Below are 18,225 nucleotides of genomic sequence, written 5' to 3'. Positions count from 1 at the left end.
GTTGGGAGCGGCAGATCACCCGATCAGGTGGAACCGCTTCTGCTGCCCGTCGAGCCAGTGGAAGCGCTGGCCGTCATACCAGCCGTCATCCTCCAGCCGGAACGGCACCTTCGCCCCGCCCCATTCGGGGACGGCGACGGTCGCGTTGAGCTCGATCGAGAAGCCGGTGTCGGGGTGGAGCGGCCAGTCGCCCATCGGCGTGGAGCCCTGATTGTCCCAGAAGCCGATCGGTGCGCCCGCGGCGTGGCCGGCATAGCCGATCGGGTGCGAATAGATTGACGGCACGATCCCCTCTGACAGCGCCTGCTTGCGCGCGGCGGCCAGCATCGAATTGCCGGTGGCGCCGGGGCGATATTGCGCGATCAGGATGTCCTGCAGCCGGTTGGCGGTGGCGAGGCCCTTCTTGAGCCCGGCCGGCGCATCGGTCTCGCCCGGCTTCAGCACATAAGCGAGCTGCTGCGTATCGGTATTGAGCCGCATGTAGGTGATGCCGAAATCGCACCATAGCATGTCGCCCGGCTGGATCACCGTATCGCCGTCGAGCCCGCCCGGCGCGCCGGGGCGGAAGGCGTCGATCGAGGGGTGGAACCATGTCGTCAGTCCCAAGGCGGCGATCTTCTGGCGCATCCACCACTGCACGTCGGCGGTGGTGGTGACGCCGGGCTTCACCACCGCGCTGGAGAATGCCTCGGTGATGATCGAGTGCGCGATGGCGAGGATGCCGGGATAGACCTTGAGTTGCGCGGCACTGCGCGTCTCCAGCCAGCCGATCGCCAGCGGCTCAGCCGAGACGATGCGCTGCTGATATTCGGGCGGCAGCGCGGCGGTCAGTTCCTCATACTGGCCATGCGTCAGCCCATCGGCGAAGGCGGTGAGCGGCGAGACGTCGAGCGCGATCTTCTTCGGATTACGCTGGAGGATGATGCCGGCGAGCGCCTTCCACTGGTCGGGCTGCTCCTCGGGCTTCCATGCCGGCGGGATCAGGCCGGCGAGGCCGTAGCGGCTGACCGTCAGCCGCTCGATCGGCTTGCCCGCGCCCGGATCGTAGAAGACGATGATCGTGCGCCGCCGCGCATGGAGCGAGCGAGCGTCGAGCATCGTGTCGACGACCGGATCCTCCATATATTCGCGTGCGACCAGCACCCACATGTCGATGCCGGCATCGCGCATCAGTTTCGGCACGATCGTGTCGAGCCGGTCCTTGAGATCGGCGTCGATCAGCGCCGCCTGCGCGCGCAGCGGTAGCACCGCCGGCGCGGGCTGCGCCCCGTCGAGCGCGCGCGGTGCGGGCGCGGCGCCCATCAGCATGGCAGCGGAAAGCAACAGCGGCAGCGTTCGGCGCATTCTTGTCCCCCTTGTCGTTGCGCAAGGGGTACGATGCGGTGGCCGGCTGCGCCAGCGTTGGTTACGCGACTGTTGTGCTCCGGCGGAAGCCGGAGCCCAGGGAAGCGGGCGTCGCGCGTGGAGCCTTAGGCTCCGGCCTGCGCCGGAGCACGGTGGATGCAATTACGCCCCCACGCCCTCAGTATACCCGTGCCTTGGGCTTGATATACTCGGCGTCGTCGGTGAGCGTATATTCGTGCACCGGGCGGTAATCGATCGTCACCCGGCCCTTCTCGAACCACGAGATGGTGTGCTTCATCCACTCGGCGTCGTTCCGGTCGGGGAAGTCCTCGTGCATGTGCGCGCCGCGGCTTTCGTGGCGGTTGGCGGCCGAGTGCATCGTCACCGCGGCCTGCGGCAGCATGTTGTCGAGTTCCAGCGTCTCGACCAGATCGGTGTTCCAGATCAGCGAGCGATCCTGAATGCCGACGTCCTGCAGGCCGGCGACGGTCTTGTCGATCAGCTCCTGGCCCTCGCGCAGCAGCGCGCTGTCGCGGAACACCGCGCAATGCTTCTGCATCGTGCGCTGCATCTCCAGCCGAATCTGCGCGGTCGAGCGCGAGCCGGCGGCGTTGCGGAAATGATCGAGCCGGCCGACCGCCTTGTCGTCGGCCTCGGTCACGATCGCGGCATGCTTGCTGTTCGGCTGGACCAGCTCCGCGATGCGGAAGCCGGTGGCGCGGCCGAACACGACGAGGTCGATCAGGCTGTTCGAGCCGAGCCGGTTGGCGCCGTGGACCGAGACGCACGCCGCCTCGCCCACCGCGAACAGGCCGGGCACGACGGCGTCGGGATTGCCGTCCTTCAGCGTGACCACTTCGCCATGATAATTACAGGGGACGCCGCCCATATTGTAGTGGACGGTCGGCGTCACCGGCAGCGGCTGGCGCGTGAGATCGACGCCGGCGAAGATCTTGCCGGTCTCGGTGATGCCGGGCAGCCGCTCGGCCAGCACCTTCGGATCGATATGATCGAGGTGCAGGAAGATGTGGTCCTTGTGCTCGCCCACGCCGCGGCCCTCGCGCATCTCCATCGCCATCGAGCGGGAGACGACGTCGCGGCTGGCCAGATCCTTAGCCGACGGGGCGTAGCGCTCCATGAAGCGCTCGCCCTCGGCATTGGTGAGGTAGCCGCCCTCGCCGCGCGCACCCTCGGTGATGAGCACGCCCGCGCCGTAGATGCCGGTCGGGTGGAACTGGACGAATTCCATGTCCTGCAGCGGCAGGCCGGCGCGCAGCACCATGCCGCCGCCGTCGCCGGTGCAAGTGTGCGCCGACGTCGCCGAGAAGTAGCAGCGGCCATAGCCGCCGGTCGCCAGCACCGTCGCGTGGCTGCGGAAACGATGGATCGAGCCATCCTCCATGCAGAGCGCGATCACGCCCTTGCAGACGCCGCCCTCCATGATGAGGTCGAGCGCAAAATATTCGACGAAGAAGTCGGCGTCGTAGCGCAAGCTCTGCTGGTAGAGCGCATGCAGCATGGCGTGGCCGGTGCGGTCGGCCGCGGCGCAGGTGCGCTGCACCGGCGGGCCCGCGCCCATATTCTGCATGTGGCCGCCGAACGGACGCTGGTAGATCGTGCCGTTGTCGTTGCGGCTGAACGGCACGCCGGCATGCTCCAGCTCGATCACCGCCGCCGGCGCCTCGCGCACCATATATTCGATCGCGTCCTGGTCGCCGAGCCAGTCCGATCCCTTGACGGTATCGTACATGTGCCACGTCCAGTGATCGGGCGTGTTGTTGCCGAGGCTCGCGGCGATGCCGCCCTGCGCGGCGACCGTGTGGCTGCGCGTCGGGAACACCTTGGTGATGCAGGCGGTCTTCAGCCCCTTCTCGGCGCAGCCCATCGTGGCGCGCAGGCCGGAACCGCCGGCGCCGACAACCACGGCGTCATAGACATGGTCGATGATCTGGTAGGCGGCGGGCATCAGGCGAGGGCTCCGGTGAAGGCGACCTTGAGAATGGCGAAAATGGCGAGCGCAGCGCCGCCGATCGCGTAGAAGTTGAGGGCGACCAGTGCGATCACGCGGGTGAAATCGTGCTGATAATCCTCGATCACGACCTGCAGGCCGAGGCGCAGGTGGTAGAAGATCGAGATGGTGACGAGGACGAGCGGCACGCTGACCCACGGGCTGCCGATCCACAGCGCCAGCGCACGATAGTTATACAGGGGCAGGCGCAGCAGCGAGACGAACAGCCACGTGACGAGCAGCAGGTTGCTCGCCGCCGTCAGCCGCTGATGCCACCAGTGATGCGAGCCGTGCTTGGCCGAGCCGAGGCCGCGGACGCGGCCGACGCTGGTTCCCGTACCCATCAGTAAGCCCCCCGGCCGAGGATCGCCGCCCAGATGACGAGGGTCAGCAGGATCGAGATAGCGAAGGTGGCGAGCGCGCCGACGCGGTTGATCTTGAGCTCGTAGCCCGCGCCCGTATCGAGCAGCAGGTGGCGCACGCCCGAGCAGAGATGCTGTAGGAACGACCAGGTGAGCCCGATCAAGATCACCGCGGGGATCAGGTTGAGCGTCCCCGTCCGGTCCGAGGTCATCAGATCGACGAAGCCGCCGTAGGAGGCTTCGCCGCCCGCAAGCGCGATCAGCCACCACACGAACAGCACACCCCCGCCGACGGCCAGCGCGCTGCCGGTCGCGCGGTGCACGATCGAGACCGCCATGTGCGGCCCCCACTTCCATATCGACAGATGCGGCGACAGCGGCCGAGCGGAATTGCGCGCCATGGTTCCTCGTGGATCCCGCGAGAGGGGGTGGACGGATGCCGCTTCCTTTAGCCCAAAGCGCCCGTCATGCAATCGCCGCACCGCAGCTAAGACGCTGTTTACCTTCTCGCGCTAGGTCGGGATCGAGCGATGCCTCGGGGGAGCCGAACACCGTCATGACGTCCGACCTCTATCTGATCGACCTTCCCGCCGAGGCAAAGGTGGCGATGCCCGTGGCTGCGATCGAGCAGCGGCTGGCCGTCTACAATGCCGACGGACGGCTCGGCGCCGACCTCACCTTCCTGTGGGAGCGGGCCGGCACGACCGTGGTCGCGTGCGTCGGGACCTTCTGGGGCCAGCACAGCGAGGCGATTCAGGCACTCCATCAGGCGGTAAGGGCCCACGGCGGCGCCATCGAGCCCGCCTCGTCGCTGCTGATCGCGCGTGCCCGCATGCGTTATACCAATCCGGTCGACGCCGCCTGGATTGATATGATCGGGCGCACCGGCCGCGAAGTGTTCGCAATGGGCCTCTCGTTGCCGTCGATCGTCGGCGCCTACAACGCGTTCAGCACTCTGGTGATGGGCCAGGTGCGCGCCAATCACGGCGTCGACGCCCCGGCGCTGCACCGGATGATCGATACCATCCACCGCATGGTCTGCATCGAGATCGAAGTGATCCTCGCTTATGTGGCCATGCTCGAGCGTCAACGCGCGGCGGCGGCACAGCTCGACGCCGGCGAGCGCTTCAAGCAGACCGTCGTCGAGATCGTTCAAACCACCGTCGCCGATGCCGGTGCGCTGCAGGGCCGCACCGCCACCACGGCGGGCTCGGCACGCGGCATGCTGGGCAAGGCATCCGAGGTCGCGGCAGCGTCCGAGCAGTCCGCGCTGGCGATGCGCGAGGCGGCGCAGACCGCCGCCGGCCTGATCCGGGCGATCGAGGAAGCCCGCGGCGAGGTCGAGGTCGCCGCCGGAGTGGCCACCCGCGCCGGCGAGCAATCCGACAAGGCGGTCGCGGTCAGCCGCGCGCTCTCCGATCACGCGCAGGCGATCGAATCGATCCTCAGCCTCATCCGCGACATTGCCGGCCAGACCAACCTGCTGGCGCTCAACGCCACGATCGAGGCGGCCCGCGCCGGCGAGGCGGGACGCGGCTTCGCGGTCGTGGCGCAGGAGGTGAAGAGCCTCGCCAACCAGACCGCGCGTGCTACCGACGATATCGCCAGCAAGATCGGCGCGATCCAGCTCGCCACCCGCGAGACGGTCGAGGCCAACGGCACGATCCGCACCACCATCGGGGATGTTCAGGCATCGGCGGAGCGTATCCGTCGCGCGATGGAGACGCAGGCGCAGACGGTGACGATGATCACCGCCGCCGTCGACGAGACCGCGCTCGCCGCCGATGCGATGTCGTCCACCATCGCCGCGATCCGCTCGGACACCGAGCAGGTGGCGCGCGACATCGACCAGCTCGAGACCGGCTTCCGCTCGGTCGATGCCCAGCTGGCACGGCTCGACTCGACCACCGGCGCCTTCATCGAGCGCTTCGCCGCCTGAAGCCCCTACTCTCGCGTGGCCGGTTCGGATCGGCTACGCGGCGGAACATGACGCTCCACATCCTCGCCACCGGCACCAGCCGTGGGATCGGCGCCGCGATTGCCGCCGCCTTTGGCAATGACGACGTGCGCCTGATCGGCCACGCCACGACGACAGCCGACGACCGCACCATTGCCGTCGATCTCGATCTGGCGGGCGCGGCCGATATGCTCTGGCGCGACGCGCTCGACCGGCTGGACGGACGGATCGACGTGCTGATCAACAATGCTGGCGTCTTCGAGGCGGCACCGATCGACCTGGCCGATGCCGAATGGGACGCGGCATGGGAACGCACGTTCCGCATCGATCTCACTGCCTCTGCCCAGCTCTGCCGCCATGCCGTGCGCCACTGGCGTGGAGCAGGCCGAGGCGGCAGGATCGTCAACGTTGCGAGCCGGGCTGCCTATCGCGGCGACAGCCCCGATCACTGGTCCTATGCCGCCGCCAAGGCCGGCATGGTCGGCCTGACCAAGACGATCGCGCGCGGTTACGCCCATGAAGGCATCCTCGCCTTCGCAGTCTGCCCCGGCTTCGTCGCCACCGCCATGGCCGACGCCGCTCTGGCGCCTGCCGCCGATATCCCGCTCGGCCGCGTCGCCACGCCACAGGAAGTGGCGGGCGCGGTCCGCTATCTCGCGCTCGACGCGCCGCCGTCGATGACCGGCGCCTCGATCGACATCAATGGAGCGAGCTTTGTCCGCTGATTATCCCACCTGGCAGACGCAGGCCGACGAAACCTGGAAGCTGAGCTTCCCCGTCGATCGCGCGACCGCCGATCGCATCGCCGCCGGGCTGCCGGAGATCGAGGCACTCGATCCCGCGCCGGTGCTGGTGGTGAGTGAGCCCGATCCGGTGCAGCCCGACGCATGGCAGCTCGACGCCTATTTCGAGGGCGCGCCCGAGGCCGAAGCGCTGGCGCTCGTGCAGACGCTGTCGTCGACCGGGTCAGCCACCCCCGAACGGCTGCCCGACAGCGACTGGGTGACGCTGAGCCAGGGCTTTCTCGCGCCGATCCGCGCCGGCCGCTTCTTCGTCCACACCGCGGCGCATGCCGATGCCGTGCCTGCCGACGCGGTCGCCTTCCGGATCGAGGCGAGCCGCGCCTTCGGCACGGGACACCACGAGACCACCGCCGGCTGCCTGGAGGCGCTCGACACGCTGGCGAACGAGGGCGCGCGCTTCGACCGCATCGCCGATGTCGGCACCGGCACCGGGCTGCTCGCCTTCGCCGCCCGCGCCTTATGGCCCGATGCGGCGGTGATCGCCTCCGACATCGATCCCGTCTCGATCGAGGTCGTGCGCGAGAATATGGGCGTCAACGGCATCGCCGAAGGATCCGTCGCACTGGCGGTCGCCGACGGCATGGACGCGCCCGCGCTCGCGGCGGCGGCCCCGTTCGATCTGATCCTCGCCAACATTCTCGCCGGACCACTGATCGCACTTGCACCAGAGTTCGCGCGTGCAGCACAGCCTGGCGCGATCGCCGTGCTCGCCGGACTGCTGGAAAGCCAGGCGCACGACGTGCTATACGCCTATCGCGAGCAAGGCTTTGCACCGCGCGCCCATTTGCAGCGCGGCGATTGGGCCATATTGGTCCTTGTTCAGGGATCGTAAACTTCGCTTGAGCGAAGTGACGTAGCAATATAATACAGTGTGGCCGTACGCGAAGGGGAAGTCGCGGGGCGAGGAGTGGGCACGCATGAACATGGAAGCGGGCATCGGCAGTGATCCGGCGGGGTATTCCTCCTTCGAGGACGAAGGCCGCGGCCGTCGTCGCATCGCGATCATCGCGGTCGCGGTCGCGCTGCTGGTGGTCGCCGGCGCGATCGCTTTGATGCGCTATCATGCCAAGCCCGCGCCCGCGACGGGCGACACCGCGCCGCGCGTGACCGTGACGGTGCCGGGTCGGCAGAACGTGACCGCCCAAATTCCCGCCGTGGGCAATATCACGGCTATCTACGACATGCCGGTTGGCATCCCCGGCGAAGGCGGGCTGGTGACGCGCGTGCTGGTGCAGCCGGGCGACTGGGTCGGCAAGGGGCAGGTGCTGGCGACGGTCGACCGCTCGGTGCAGGTGCAGCAGGCGGCCAATCTCTCCGCGTCGATCGCGCAGGCGCGGGCCAATGCCGAGCTCGCCCGCACCCAGCTCGAGCGCGCGAAGAAGCTCGTGAACAACGGTTTCATTTCCAAGGCCGACATCGACACGCGGCAAGCCGCCTATGACAGCGCCAATGCGCAGGTGTTGATGGCGCAGGCCCAGCTGAAGCAACAGCAGGCGCTGATCGGCCGGCTCGATATTCGCGCGCCCACCGGCGGCCGCGTGCTGACGCGCTCGGTCGAGGCGGGCCAGATCGTCGGCAGCGGCATGGGCGCGCTATTCCGCATCGCCGCCGACGGCGCGATGGAATTGCAGGCGCGCCTGTCCGAGGCGGATCTGGCGCGGCTGCACGTCGGTGCGCCGGCGACGGTGACGCCGGTCGGCACGACGCTGAAGGTGCCCGGCCAGATCTGGCAGATCTCGCCGATCATCGATCCCAACACCCGCCAAGGCGTCGTGCGGATCAAGCTGCCGGTGAACGACGCGCTGCGTCCGGGCGGCTTCGCGGCGGCCGAGATCGGCGGCGGCCAGGGCGACGTGCCGTTGCTGCCCGAATCGGCGGTGATGACCGATGCGCAGGGCAATTACGTCTACATCGTCGGACCGGACAATCATGTGCAACGGCGCGCGGTGAAGGTGGGCGAGGTCGACGATCGCGGCGTGACCGTGGTCAGCGGGTTGGCCGGGACCGAGCGCGTCGTCGCGGCAGCGGGCGCGTTCCTCAATTCGGGCGACAAGGTGCAGCCGCAGCGCACCACCACGGTTCGCTGACGGCCGGCCGATGCGCAACATCTCCTCCTGGTCGATCCGCAACCCGGTTCCGTCGATCGTGCTGTTCCTAGCGCTGACGCTCGCCGGAATGCTCTCGTTCATGCGGATGAGCGTGAACCAGCAGCCGGAGATCACCTTCCCGGCGGTCGTCATCATCGTCCAGCAGCCGGGCGCCGCCCCGACCGAGCTGGAGACGCAGATCACCCAGATCGTCGAATCCGCCGTCCGCAACCTCGAAGGTGTGGACGAGATCAACTCGACCATCAGCGAAGGCATGTCGGAAACCTTCGTCCAGTTCACGATCGAGACGCCGGTCGACCGTGCGACCACCGACGTGCGCGACGCGATCGCCCAGATCCGTGCGCAGCTGCCCGACGGCATCATCGAGCCGCAGGTCAAGCGCGTGAACGTCAACGGCGGCAACCTCGCCAATTTCTCGGTCGAGGCGACCGACATGACCATGAACCAGCTCTCCTGGTTCGTGAAGGACACCGTGTCCAAGCGGCTGCTGGCGGTCGACGGTATGCAGAGCGTGACCACGCATGGCGCGGTCGATCGCGAGATCCGCGTGATCCTCGATCCCGCGCGGATGCAGGCGCAGGGCGTCACCGCCACCCAGATCAACACGCAGCTTCGCGCGATGAACGTCAACGCCGCCGGCGGACGCGCCGAGATTGCGGGCGCCGAGCAGTCGGTGCGCGTGCTCGGCAACGCCACCGACGCCTTCACGCTCGGCCAGACGCAGATCCAGCTCGCCAACGGCCGCTCGACCCGACTGGCGGACATCGCGACGGTGCGCGACACCTATGCCGAACAGCGCTCGATCGCGAAGATGGAGGGCAAGCCGACGATCAGCTTCGGCATCGTCCGCTCGCGCGGCGCCTCCGACGTGGCGGTCTACGACGGCGCGCTCAAGGTGCTGACGCAGATCGAAAAGGAAAATCCGCGCGTCCACTTCATCCGGCGCGCGACCTCGGTCAGCTACACCCTTGCCAATTACAAGGCGGCGATGCGCTCGATGGTCGAAGGCGCGATCCTCGCCGTGGTGATCGTGTTCCTGTTCCTGCGTGACAAGCGCGCGACCGTGATCTCGGCGCTGGCGATCCCGCTCTCGGCGATCCCGACCTTCTGGGTGCTGAGCCTGATGGGGTTCACGCTCAACTTCATGACCCTGCTCGCGCTCAGCCTCGTCTCGGGCGTGCTGGTCGACGACGCGATCGTGGAGATCGAAAATATCGTCCGCCACATGCGCATGGGCAAGACCGCCTATCAGGCCGCGATCGACGCCGCCGACGAGATCGGGCTGGCCGTGGTCGGCACGACCTTCTCGATCGTCGCGGTGTTCCTGCCGGTCGGCCTGATGCCGGGCATCGCCGGCCAGTTCTTCAAGAATTTCGGCCTGACCGTCGTCATCGCGGTGCTGATGAGCCTTGCCGTCGCGCGCCTCATCACCCCGATGGTCGCAGCCTATTTCCTCAAATCGCACGGCGCCGAGGAACATGGCGGCGGACGCGCGATGGACTTCTACATGAAGGTGCTGGCGTGGACGCTGAACGAGCGGCATGGCACGCGCCGGTCGTGGAAGCGGCTGTTCGTTCGCGACAATCGCAAGCTGACGATGCTGATCGGCGTGGCCGCGTTCATCCTCACCATCGCCGCCTACGCGACGCTGCCCTTCACGTTCCAGCCGCCGAACAATGTCGACACCAGCTACCTCAACGTCACGATGGCGCCGGGCACCACGCTGGCGCAGACCGAGGCGGTGGCCGACGAGGCGACGCGCATCCTGCGCCAGCAGCAGGAGGTGAAGACCGCGGTCGAATATGTCGACGTCGGCTCGGCGCAGGTGGTGATGACGCTGCGCGACGATCGCAAGCGCAGCAGCATCGATTTCGAGCGCGAGATGTCGCCGATGCTCAACCGCATCCCCGATGCGCGCATCAGCTTCCAGTCGCAGAATGGCGGCGGCGGCAGCACGCGCGACGTGTCGGTGATGCTCGCCGGCACCGATCCGCTGCTGCTCACCAGCGCTGCGTCGAAGGTGGTCGACGGAATGAAGGCGCTCCCCGGCCTGCGCGCGCCACGCATCGAAGGCGATCTGCCGCGGCCCGAAATCGTCATCCGCCCGCGCCTCGATCTCGCCGCCGACCTCGGCGTGACCACCGCCGCGCTCAGCCAGACGATCCGCATCGCGACGCTGGGCGACATCGACCAGAATGTCGCGAAATTCTCGCTGTCGGACCGGCAGATCCCGATCCGGGTGATGCTGAACGAGGATAGCCGTCGCGATCTTTCGACCATCCAGGATCTGCCGGTGCAGACGTCGCGCGGCACGACCGTGCCGCTGAAGGTGGTCGCCGACATCGGCTTCGGTGCCGGGCCGTCGCAGATCCAGCGCTTCAACCAGGAACGCCGCGTCGTGATCTCGGCCGATCTCGCCCCCGGCGGGATTGCCGGCGAGCAGCGCGCGCTGGTGATGAAGCTGCCGCAGATGCAGTCGCTGCCCCCCGGCGTCCACTATGCTGCGGCGGGCGATGCCAAGTGGCAGGCGGAGATGCTGCAGAACTTCGTGATCGCGTTGATTGCCGGCGTGATGCTCGTCTTCGCGGTGCTGGTGCTGCTCTACCGCCGGGTGATGCCGCCCTTCGTCAACCTCGCATCGCTGCTGCTGGCGCCGCTGGGTGGCGCGGTGGCGCTGCATCTTGCCGGCATGGCGGTGTCGCTGCCGGTGCTGATCGGCATCCTGATGCTGTTCGGCATCGTCGCCAAGAACTCGATCCTGCTGATCGATTTCGCGATCGAGGAGATCCGCCACGGTCGCGCGATCTACGAATCGATCCTCGACGCGGGGCACAAACGCGCGCAGCCGATCGTGATGACGACGGTGGCGATGGTCGCCGGCATGATGCCCACGGCCTTGTCGATCGGCGGAGACGGATCGTGGAACCAGCCGATGGCGGTGACGGTGATCGGCGGCCTGATCCTGTCGACGTTGCTGACGCTGCTGATCGTGCCCGCGGGCTTCAGCCTGGCGGACGGGCTCGAGCGTTGGCTCGGGCCGCGCCTCGCGCGCACGCTCACCAACGGCGGCGAGGGCGATCCCACGCCGGTCGCACACCCCGCGGAGTGAACCAACGTCCGTTCCGGTGATTGTGTCTCCGACATGATTGCCGCATCGCCCGCCGGATGAACCCGGTGCTCCCCTCCCCCGGCCTTCGCGCCCCGGTCACCCGGATGCGGATGCTCGCGACCGGCCTGCTGGTGGCGATGGCGGCATTGTTCGCACTCGCCCGCGCGCTCGACCATGTGCATCCCGCCTGGGGCTTCGTCCGCGCATTTGCCGAAGCGGCGATGGTCGGCGGCCTCGCCGACTGGTTTGCGGTGACCGCGTTGTTCCGCCACCCGCTCGGCGTTCCGGTGCCGCACACCGCGATCATCCCGCGCAACAAGGATCGGATCGGCGACAGCCTGGCGGTGTTCCTGCGCACCAACTTCTTGGTGCCGAGCATCGTCGTACGGCGGATGGCGCGGCTCGACGTGGCCGCGGCGATCGGCCGCGTCCTCGCCGCCCCGCCGCGTGAGGGACCGCGGCGCGCAAGCAAGCTCGCCGTCACCTTGCTCGAAAGCCTCGGCGACGAGCGGCTCGGCGCGCTGTTCAAGAGTGCCGCTGCCCAGCGCCTGCGCGCGCTCAACATCGCGCCGCTCGCCGGCCAGGTTCTGTCGGCTGCGCTGGCCGAGGGTCGCCATCGCCCGGTGGTGAACGGCGCGATTCTGTGGGTCGGCCAGGCGCTCGCCGCCAACGAGGCGCTGTTCCGCCAGATGATCCACGATCGCGCGGGTTCGGTTTTGCGCTGGACGGGACTGGACGAGACCTTGTCGTCGAAGATCCTCGACGGGATCTTCAAGCTGTTGGGCGACATGGCGGAAGACCCCAATCATTCGCTCCGCACCAAGATCGAGGAGGGCCTGATCCTCTTCGCCGAACGGCTGCAGCATGACGCAGAGCTGCAGGCGAAGGTGGCGGCATGGCGCGACGCAGCGCTCGCCAATCCGGCAGTGGCGGCGTGGCTCGACGGCCTGTGGCAGAGCGCGCGTGCGACGATGTTGCGCACGGCACGCGATCCGCATGCGGTGGGCGGTGGTCGCCTCGGCGAGGCGCTGCGCCAGTTCGGCACCACCCTGCAGGAGGATGCGCGCGTGCGGTTCGCGGTCAACCGCTTCGCCCGGCGCGCGATCGGTGGGCTGGTCGCGACCTATGGCGATCAGATCGTGACTTTGGTGTCAGATACGATCCGCCGCTGGGACAGCGCCACAGTCACCGACCGGCTCGAAAATGCGGTCGGCCGGGATCTGCAATATATCCGCATCAACGGCACGCTGGTGGGCGGCCTGGTAGGCCTGCTCATCCACACGGTCGACCTGTTCGCCTGACGGTGCGCGCGATCAGACCGCACGACTGAAACGCCGCTCGCCGGCGGTGCGATAGCTGTCGAACGCCGCGGCCGCGATCCGCGCATAGGGCCACGCCCACGGCGCCAGCGCGACGCACCAGCCATCGGCGGTGACGACGCCGATGGCGACGAGCGCGCCGAGCGCATCGAATGCGGGCAACAACGGCTCGGGCGACATCGCCATGGATCGGGCAATGGCGGCGACATCGACGCGGCCGTCGCACAGCAAGCGTTCGATCACGGCGCCGCGCAGCCGCGCCTCGGCCGATCGCAGCACGCCGCGCACCCCCACCAGCCCGGTCCGTGTCCTGCCGCGATAGCGACCGACATGCTTCTCGTTCTGCACCAACAGCCCGTCATATTGGCTGATCGCCGAAGCCCCGAGCCCGATCACGGCGCGAACCGCCTCGTCGGTGAACCCCTGGAAATTGCGATGCAGCCGCCCCTCGGCTGCTGCCAGCGCCAAGCTGTCGGTCGGCACCGCGAAATGGTCGAAGCCGATTGCGCGATAGCCGGCGCTGGTGAGCATGGAGCGCGCAATCGCGCTCTGCTCCAGCCGCGCCTCGACGCCGGGCAGATCGGCCGCATCGATCATGCGCTGTCGCGGCAACAAGCGCGGCATGTGGGCATAGCCGAACATCGCGATCCGCTCTGGATGCAGGCGCAGCGACGCGGCGATCGTGTCGGCAACGTCGTCATTCCGCTGCCCGGGCAGGCCATAGAGCAGATCGAAGTTGATGTGCCTGACGCCCGCGTAACGCAGATCCCGCACCGCTTCCGCCGCCGTCCAATAGGGTTGCACGCGATTGATCCGCCGCTGGATCGCGGGCGCGAACGTCTGCACGCCGAGGCTCGCGCGCGTGACGCCGAGCCCACCCAACAGCGCGCAATAATCGGCGTCGAGCGTGCGGGGATCGAGCTCGACCGCGATCTCGACATCGTCGGCAACGGTGAAACGGTCGCGTAAGGCCGCCATCAGCCGCGTCATGTCTTCGGCGGCAAGCGCATTGGGGCTGCCCCCGCCGAGATGGATTGCGGTGACGCGGCCCGCCATGCGGCTGGCCACCGCGTCGATCTCGTCCACCAGCGCATCGACATAGGTCGCGAGCCGATCAGGCCGGCCGACGGCGCCAGTGGTGCAACCGCAATACCAGCATATCTCCCGGCAATATGGGATGTGCACGTAGAGCGACACGGCATCGTCCGCGCCGATCGCCGCCAGCGCCGCAGCCTGCTCCGCCGCGCCGACATCGTCGTTAAATTCGGCCGCGGTCGGATAGCTCGTATAGCGCGGCACGGCGCGCGCGGCCAGTTCGGGGAGGTAGCGGACCATGTGCCGTTGGTGCCGCGACGCCGCGATGCGATCCTTGACGCCGGTCAATGTTGCGCGCCGACCATGCTCCTAGCCGCCGCCTCGCTCACATCAGGGAGGCAGATCATGCAAGTTAGAACGATCCTCGCCAGCGCCGCAGCGGCTTTTCTCGTGGCCACGCCGGCGCTGGCCGAACAGGGCGACTGGTTGATCCGTGCGCGCGCGATCATGGTCGCGCCGCTGGAGAAATCCGGCCCGGTGGAGCCGTCATTTCCGGGCGCGCACGTCGCGGTCAACAACGGCTTCTCGCCCGAACTCGACTTCACCTACATGTGGACGAACCACATCGGCACCGAGCTCATCCTCGGCACGACGAAGCATGACGTATCGGGTCGCGGCAGCCTCGACGGCCTCGGCAAGCTGGCCCATGCGCGCGTGCTGCCGCCGACGCTGACTCTGCAATACCACCTGTTGCCGGCCGCGCACGTGCGTCCCTATGTCGGCGCCGGCGTCAATTATTCGATCTTCTATTCGGAGAAGGCGACCCAGGCGCTGGATCAGGCGATCGGCGCGACCAAGGTGGGCCTGTCGGATAGCGTCGGCTATGCGCTGCAGGCGGGCCTCGACGTCGACATCACCCGCAAAGTGTTCGCCAACATCGACTTCAAATATCTGGACATCAACACCAATGCGCGGCTGACGACCGGCAGCACGGTCAACCGCGTCCACGTCAACCTCGATCCGATCGTCGTCGGGTTCGGCTTCGGCATCCGGCTCTGACGCCGCGCGCGGCTTTGACTTCGGTCAAGGCCGCGCCCCGCCTTCTGCAGGACAATCGGCGCCAGAGGAGCGCCTGATGCCGGATCACGATCTTATCGCCAGCAAGGTGTCGTTCGCCCGGCGATGGCACGTCATCGCCGAGATCGATCTGATGCGGCTGATGGCCGATCATGCCGCCATCTCGCAGCTGTGCGACGCGCTCGAGATGGTTGCCGACCTGCTGCCCGAGCGGCCGTCAGCGGCGACCGCCGAGCAGATCGCCGAGGGACTGGAAACTCTGCTGCGCACACACAATCCGCAAGAAGAGCGGTTGATGGAGGCGATGTTCGCGCGCGATCTGAGCGAACCGCTGACGCACAGCCTGCTCGATCATATTCATGCGCGCCACGTCGCCTGCGCGGTCCAGGCGCAGGACCTCGCCGCCGCGCTCCGTGTCGGCGCGAGCGAGGAAGCTATCGCGCCCGATGCTCTCGGCTACATGCTGCGCTGCTTTTTCGAGGGCTGCCGCGACGCGATGGTGATCGAACAGCTCGCCATTTTCGCGCTGGGCCAGGACAGGCTCACCGCCGGCGCGCGCGCCCTGCTGACCGATCGGCTCGCGGCCATCTGCCAGGCTGCCTGAGATGCTAGCCCGCGGCGGCGCGGGCCTTGAGCGCATTGCGATCCCGCAGCGTCACGGCGCGCGCGCCGGGCAAGGCGATGATGCCTGCCACCTTGAGCTTGGTGAGCTGACGGCTGACCGTCTCGATCGTAAGGCCCAGTACGTCGGCGATCTGCCCGCGCGTCAGCGGCAGGTCGAACGTGATCGGGCCGCCGGCGACGGCGCGACTGCCGCTCGATTCGGCGCGGGAGGCCATGTCGAGCAGGAAGTCGGCGATCCGCTCCTCGGCCGATTGGCGCGCCAGCATCAGCATGCGGCCGCGCGCCTCGGCCAACGCCGCAAAGGTGCGCTGCAGCAGCAACCGCTCCATGCGCTGATGGTCTTCGAGCGCCCGCTCGAATGGAATGCGCGGGAAAACGCACAATTCGGCATCCGTAAGCGCCGTCACGGTGAAGTCAGCCGTATCAGCGTAAGGACGACCGACGAAATCCGCAGGGTAAAGGAGTCCGACGATCTGTTCGCGTCCATCGGGCGTCGCCGCGGTGAGCTTGAGCACGCCGGCGAGCAGGTTGCCGCAAACGATGCTTTCGTCGCCGGCCCAGACGAAGGTCTGGCCCTTGGCGATCTCGTGGCGGCGACCAAGCTGGTTCAGGGCGGTCAGCTCGACGTCGGTCAGGCTGCCGCACAGCGCCCGATCCCGGACGGCGCAATCGGCACAGGTGTCGTGTGCTGCCATGCAGCAAACATAGATCAAGGAATTTTGCTTGTCGCCCCCTTCTCGAAATTTCGGTCCGTCGGTCACTTCCCAGGCGTCGCAGCGGCCGCTTACCGTTTGAAACAGGCTCAGATAATGTCGGAAAACGACCGTGCGTCCGACCAGCGATCGATGACCGCCTGGATCGCCGGCTGCTCCAGCAGGCGCGACGGCGACCCCCGGCTCGTGTCCCATTCGATCACGCTTACCGTGTTCGGCAGCTTGTCGATCTGCTCGTCGATGGCCCGATCGAGTCGCTGGAGATAATCGGCGGTGATCTTTTGCTCCGGCGCGCGACCGCGCTTGCGGATGCGATCGAGCTGGATCGATGTGTCGCACCGCAGCAGGATAACGAGCGCCGGCTGGCCGAGGCGTACGGTCATTTGCCGATAGACCGCATCGACCGCGGCGGTATCGGCCGCGTCACCGACAATCGCCGAATAGGCGACGGTCTGGAACAACGCGAAATCGCACACGAGGTTCGGCGCGGCTGCCGCCCGCAGCGTGTCGACATGCGACAGCAGGAAGCTCAGATCCTTCTCCAACGCATAACGCGCGGGATCCTGATAATAGAGCTGCCAATAAGGGATGCTCTCGAAACGCTCGCCGACGAGCGGCAGCGACCAGCGTTCGGCGAGCAAAGCCGCGCAGGTGGACTTGCCCGCTCCGATGCCGCCGCAAAACTCGATCCGCTCCACAGCCGGACGGTAAAGCGACGAAACCGCTTCCGCCAGCCCGATGGCGCGAAAGCCTTGACCAAGCGGGGATCGGCGCGCCGTCCCGGCCGTTAAGACTGCCGCCACGAGATCGAGGAGATACCTGAGATGAAGACCAGCAAAGCAGTCCGCCTGAGCTGGTTCGGCGGCGCCGATGCGCTTCAGATCGATCCGGTCGCCATTCCGCAACCGCAGGATGACGAGGTGCTCGTCCGCGTCGTCGCCGCAAGCGTCAATCCGGTCGACTACAAGATCCGCGAGGGCCAGTTTCCACCGATCCGCGAGGACATGCTGCCGATCATCCTCGGCCGCGATCTCGCCGGCACGATCGAGGCGGCCGGCACGAGCGCCCATTACATGGTAGTCAAGGGCGATCCGGTCTTCGCGCATATCGGTTTCGATCGCGGTGCGCAGAGCGAGTTCGTCGTCGTCAAGGCGATCGAGCTGGTGGCCGCGCCGCGCTCGATCGACCTCGTCCATGCCGCTGCCGTGCCCCTGGCGGCCATGACCGCGTGGCAGGGTCTGTTCGATCAGGGAGAGCTTCAGCCGGGACAGACGGTGCTGATCCACGGTGGCGCCGGCGGGGTCGGCCATCTCGCGATCCAGTTCGCCAAGGCCAAGGGGGCTACGGTGCTCACCACCGTCGGCACCGACGATGTCGACTTCGTACGCGCGATCGGCGCCGACACGGTGATCGACTATAAGACGGAGCGGTTCGAGGACGTGGCCAAGGATGTCGACCTCGTCTTCGATCTGGTCGGCGGCGAGACGCAGGACCGCTCGTTCGCCGTGCTGCGCCAGGGTGGCACCTTGGTCTCGACGGTCGGGGTCGCCGATCCGGACAAGGGCAAGGCGCGCGACATCCGCGTGCCGGAGCGGTGGATGGCGACGCCCAACGCCGCGCAGCTCGGCGAGATCGCCGACCTGATCGATGCCGGCAGGGTAAAGGTCGAAGTTGCCGAGACCTTCCCGCTCGATCAGGTGCGCGAGGCCTATGCTCGGCTGGAGCAGGGCCACGTCCGCGGCAAGATCGTGCTGACTTTCGCATGA

The 18,225-nt window shown here is 67.6% G+C and carries 16 protein-coding genes; 9 read left to right on the top strand and 7 right to left on the bottom strand.

What is annotated here, in order from left to right:
• Positions 1–15 precede the first annotated feature (15 nt).
• The 4 genes from K8P63_RS07690 to sdhC form a co-directional block, all read right to left on the bottom strand.
• A complete protein-coding gene (locus K8P63_RS07690; protein WP_223799228.1) occupies positions 16–1,344 on the bottom strand; it encodes a M24 family metallopeptidase in 1,329 nt (442 codons plus the stop codon).
• Between the two features lie 178 nt (positions 1,345–1,522).
• Complete coding sequence (sdhA, locus tag K8P63_RS07685; RefSeq protein ID WP_223799227.1) at positions 1,523–3,310, bottom strand: succinate dehydrogenase flavoprotein subunit; 1,788 nt, start codon at positions 3,308–3,310, stop codon at positions 1,523–1,525.
• Positions 3,310–3,696: a succinate dehydrogenase, hydrophobic membrane anchor protein gene (gene sdhD, locus K8P63_RS07680; protein WP_223799226.1), complete on the bottom strand. Its 387-nt coding sequence runs from the start codon at positions 3,694–3,696 to the stop codon at positions 3,310–3,312. The genes sdhA and sdhD overlap by 1 nt, the downstream gene beginning before the upstream one ends.
• Positions 3,696–4,115 (bottom strand): succinate dehydrogenase, cytochrome b556 subunit, encoded by a 420-nt coding sequence (sdhC, locus tag K8P63_RS07675; RefSeq protein ID WP_223799225.1) that lies wholly within the window; start codon positions 4,113–4,115, stop codon positions 3,696–3,698. Before sdhC ends, sdhD begins: the two co-directional genes overlap by 1 nt.
• 155 nt (positions 4,116–4,270) lie before the next feature.
• Here sdhC and K8P63_RS07670 point away from each other — a divergent pair, with 155 nt between their 5' ends.
• The 6 genes from K8P63_RS07670 to K8P63_RS07645 all read left to right on the top strand — a co-directional run bounded on the left by K8P63_RS07670 (position 4,271) and on the right by K8P63_RS07645 (position 12,992).
• Positions 4,271–5,653: a methyl-accepting chemotaxis protein gene (locus tag K8P63_RS07670; RefSeq protein WP_223799224.1), complete on the top strand. Its 1,383-nt coding sequence runs from the start codon at positions 4,271–4,273 to the stop codon at positions 5,651–5,653.
• Between the two features lie 47 nt (positions 5,654–5,700).
• The gene (locus K8P63_RS07665) at positions 5,701–6,396 is read left to right on the top strand and encodes an SDR family NAD(P)-dependent oxidoreductase (RefSeq protein WP_223799223.1); all 696 of its coding nucleotides are present in this window, start codon (positions 5,701–5,703) and stop codon (positions 6,394–6,396) included.
• Positions 6,386–7,306: a 50S ribosomal protein L11 methyltransferase gene (locus K8P63_RS07660; protein ID WP_223799222.1), complete on the top strand. Its 921-nt coding sequence runs from the start codon at positions 6,386–6,388 to the stop codon at positions 7,304–7,306. The genes K8P63_RS07665 and K8P63_RS07660 overlap by 11 nt, the downstream gene beginning before the upstream one ends.
• Before the next feature lie 85 nt (positions 7,307–7,391).
• Positions 7,392–8,561, top strand: coding sequence for an efflux RND transporter periplasmic adaptor subunit (locus K8P63_RS07655; RefSeq protein ID WP_223799221.1), 1,170 nt, complete (start codon positions 7,392–7,394; stop codon positions 8,559–8,561).
• 10 nt (positions 8,562–8,571) lie between these two features.
• A complete protein-coding gene (locus K8P63_RS07650) occupies positions 8,572–11,691 on the top strand; it encodes an efflux RND transporter permease subunit (protein ID WP_223799220.1) in 3,120 nt (1,039 codons plus the stop codon).
• A 56-nt stretch (positions 11,692–11,747) separates the two neighbouring features.
• Complete coding sequence (locus K8P63_RS07645) at positions 11,748–12,992, top strand: DUF445 domain-containing protein (protein ID WP_398288644.1); 1,245 nt, start codon at positions 11,748–11,750, stop codon at positions 12,990–12,992.
• 12 nt (positions 12,993–13,004) lie between these two features.
• Here K8P63_RS07645 and hemN read toward each other — a convergent pair whose 3' ends face one another.
• Positions 13,005–14,393 (bottom strand): oxygen-independent coproporphyrinogen III oxidase, encoded by a 1,389-nt coding sequence (hemN, locus tag K8P63_RS07640; protein WP_317629362.1) that lies wholly within the window; start codon positions 14,391–14,393, stop codon positions 13,005–13,007.
• A 57-nt stretch (positions 14,394–14,450) separates the two neighbouring features.
• Between hemN and K8P63_RS07635 the strand changes: the two genes are divergently transcribed.
• Positions 14,451–15,104, top strand: a complete 654-nt coding sequence (locus tag K8P63_RS07635; protein ID WP_223799219.1) for an OmpW/AlkL family protein — start codon at positions 14,451–14,453, stop codon at positions 15,102–15,104.
• A 76-nt stretch (positions 15,105–15,180) separates the two neighbouring features.
• Positions 15,181–15,726 carry a hemerythrin domain-containing protein gene (locus K8P63_RS07630; protein WP_223799218.1) on the top strand — a complete coding sequence of 182 codons (546 nt, stop codon included), beginning with the start codon at positions 15,181–15,183 and terminating at the stop codon, positions 15,724–15,726.
• Positions 15,727–15,730: 4 nt separating this feature from the next.
• Here K8P63_RS07630 and K8P63_RS07625 read toward each other — a convergent pair whose 3' ends face one another.
• Positions 15,731–16,654 (bottom strand): Crp/Fnr family transcriptional regulator, encoded by a 924-nt coding sequence (locus K8P63_RS07625; protein WP_317629361.1) that lies wholly within the window; start codon positions 16,652–16,654, stop codon positions 15,731–15,733.
• Positions 16,549–17,364: a deoxynucleoside kinase gene (locus tag K8P63_RS07620; protein WP_223799217.1), complete on the bottom strand. Its 816-nt coding sequence runs from the start codon at positions 17,362–17,364 to the stop codon at positions 16,549–16,551. Before K8P63_RS07620 ends, K8P63_RS07625 begins: the two co-directional genes overlap by 106 nt.
• On the opposite strand from K8P63_RS07620, the gene K8P63_RS07615 reads away from it, so the two are divergent.
• Positions 17,284–18,225 carry an NADP-dependent oxidoreductase gene (locus K8P63_RS07615; RefSeq protein ID WP_223799216.1) on the top strand — a complete coding sequence of 314 codons (942 nt, stop codon included), beginning with the start codon at positions 17,284–17,286 and terminating at the stop codon, positions 18,223–18,225. The two genes, K8P63_RS07620 and K8P63_RS07615, sit on opposite strands and share 81 nt — an antisense overlap.

The organism is Sphingomonas nostoxanthinifaciens, assembly GCF_019930585.1.
Taxonomy (GTDB): Bacteria; Pseudomonadota; Alphaproteobacteria; order Sphingomonadales; family Sphingomonadaceae; genus Sphingomonas_I; species Sphingomonas_I nostoxanthinifaciens.
Note: the sequence above shows the minus strand (reverse complement) of the source record. Positions and strands in the feature narration are given on the sequence as shown.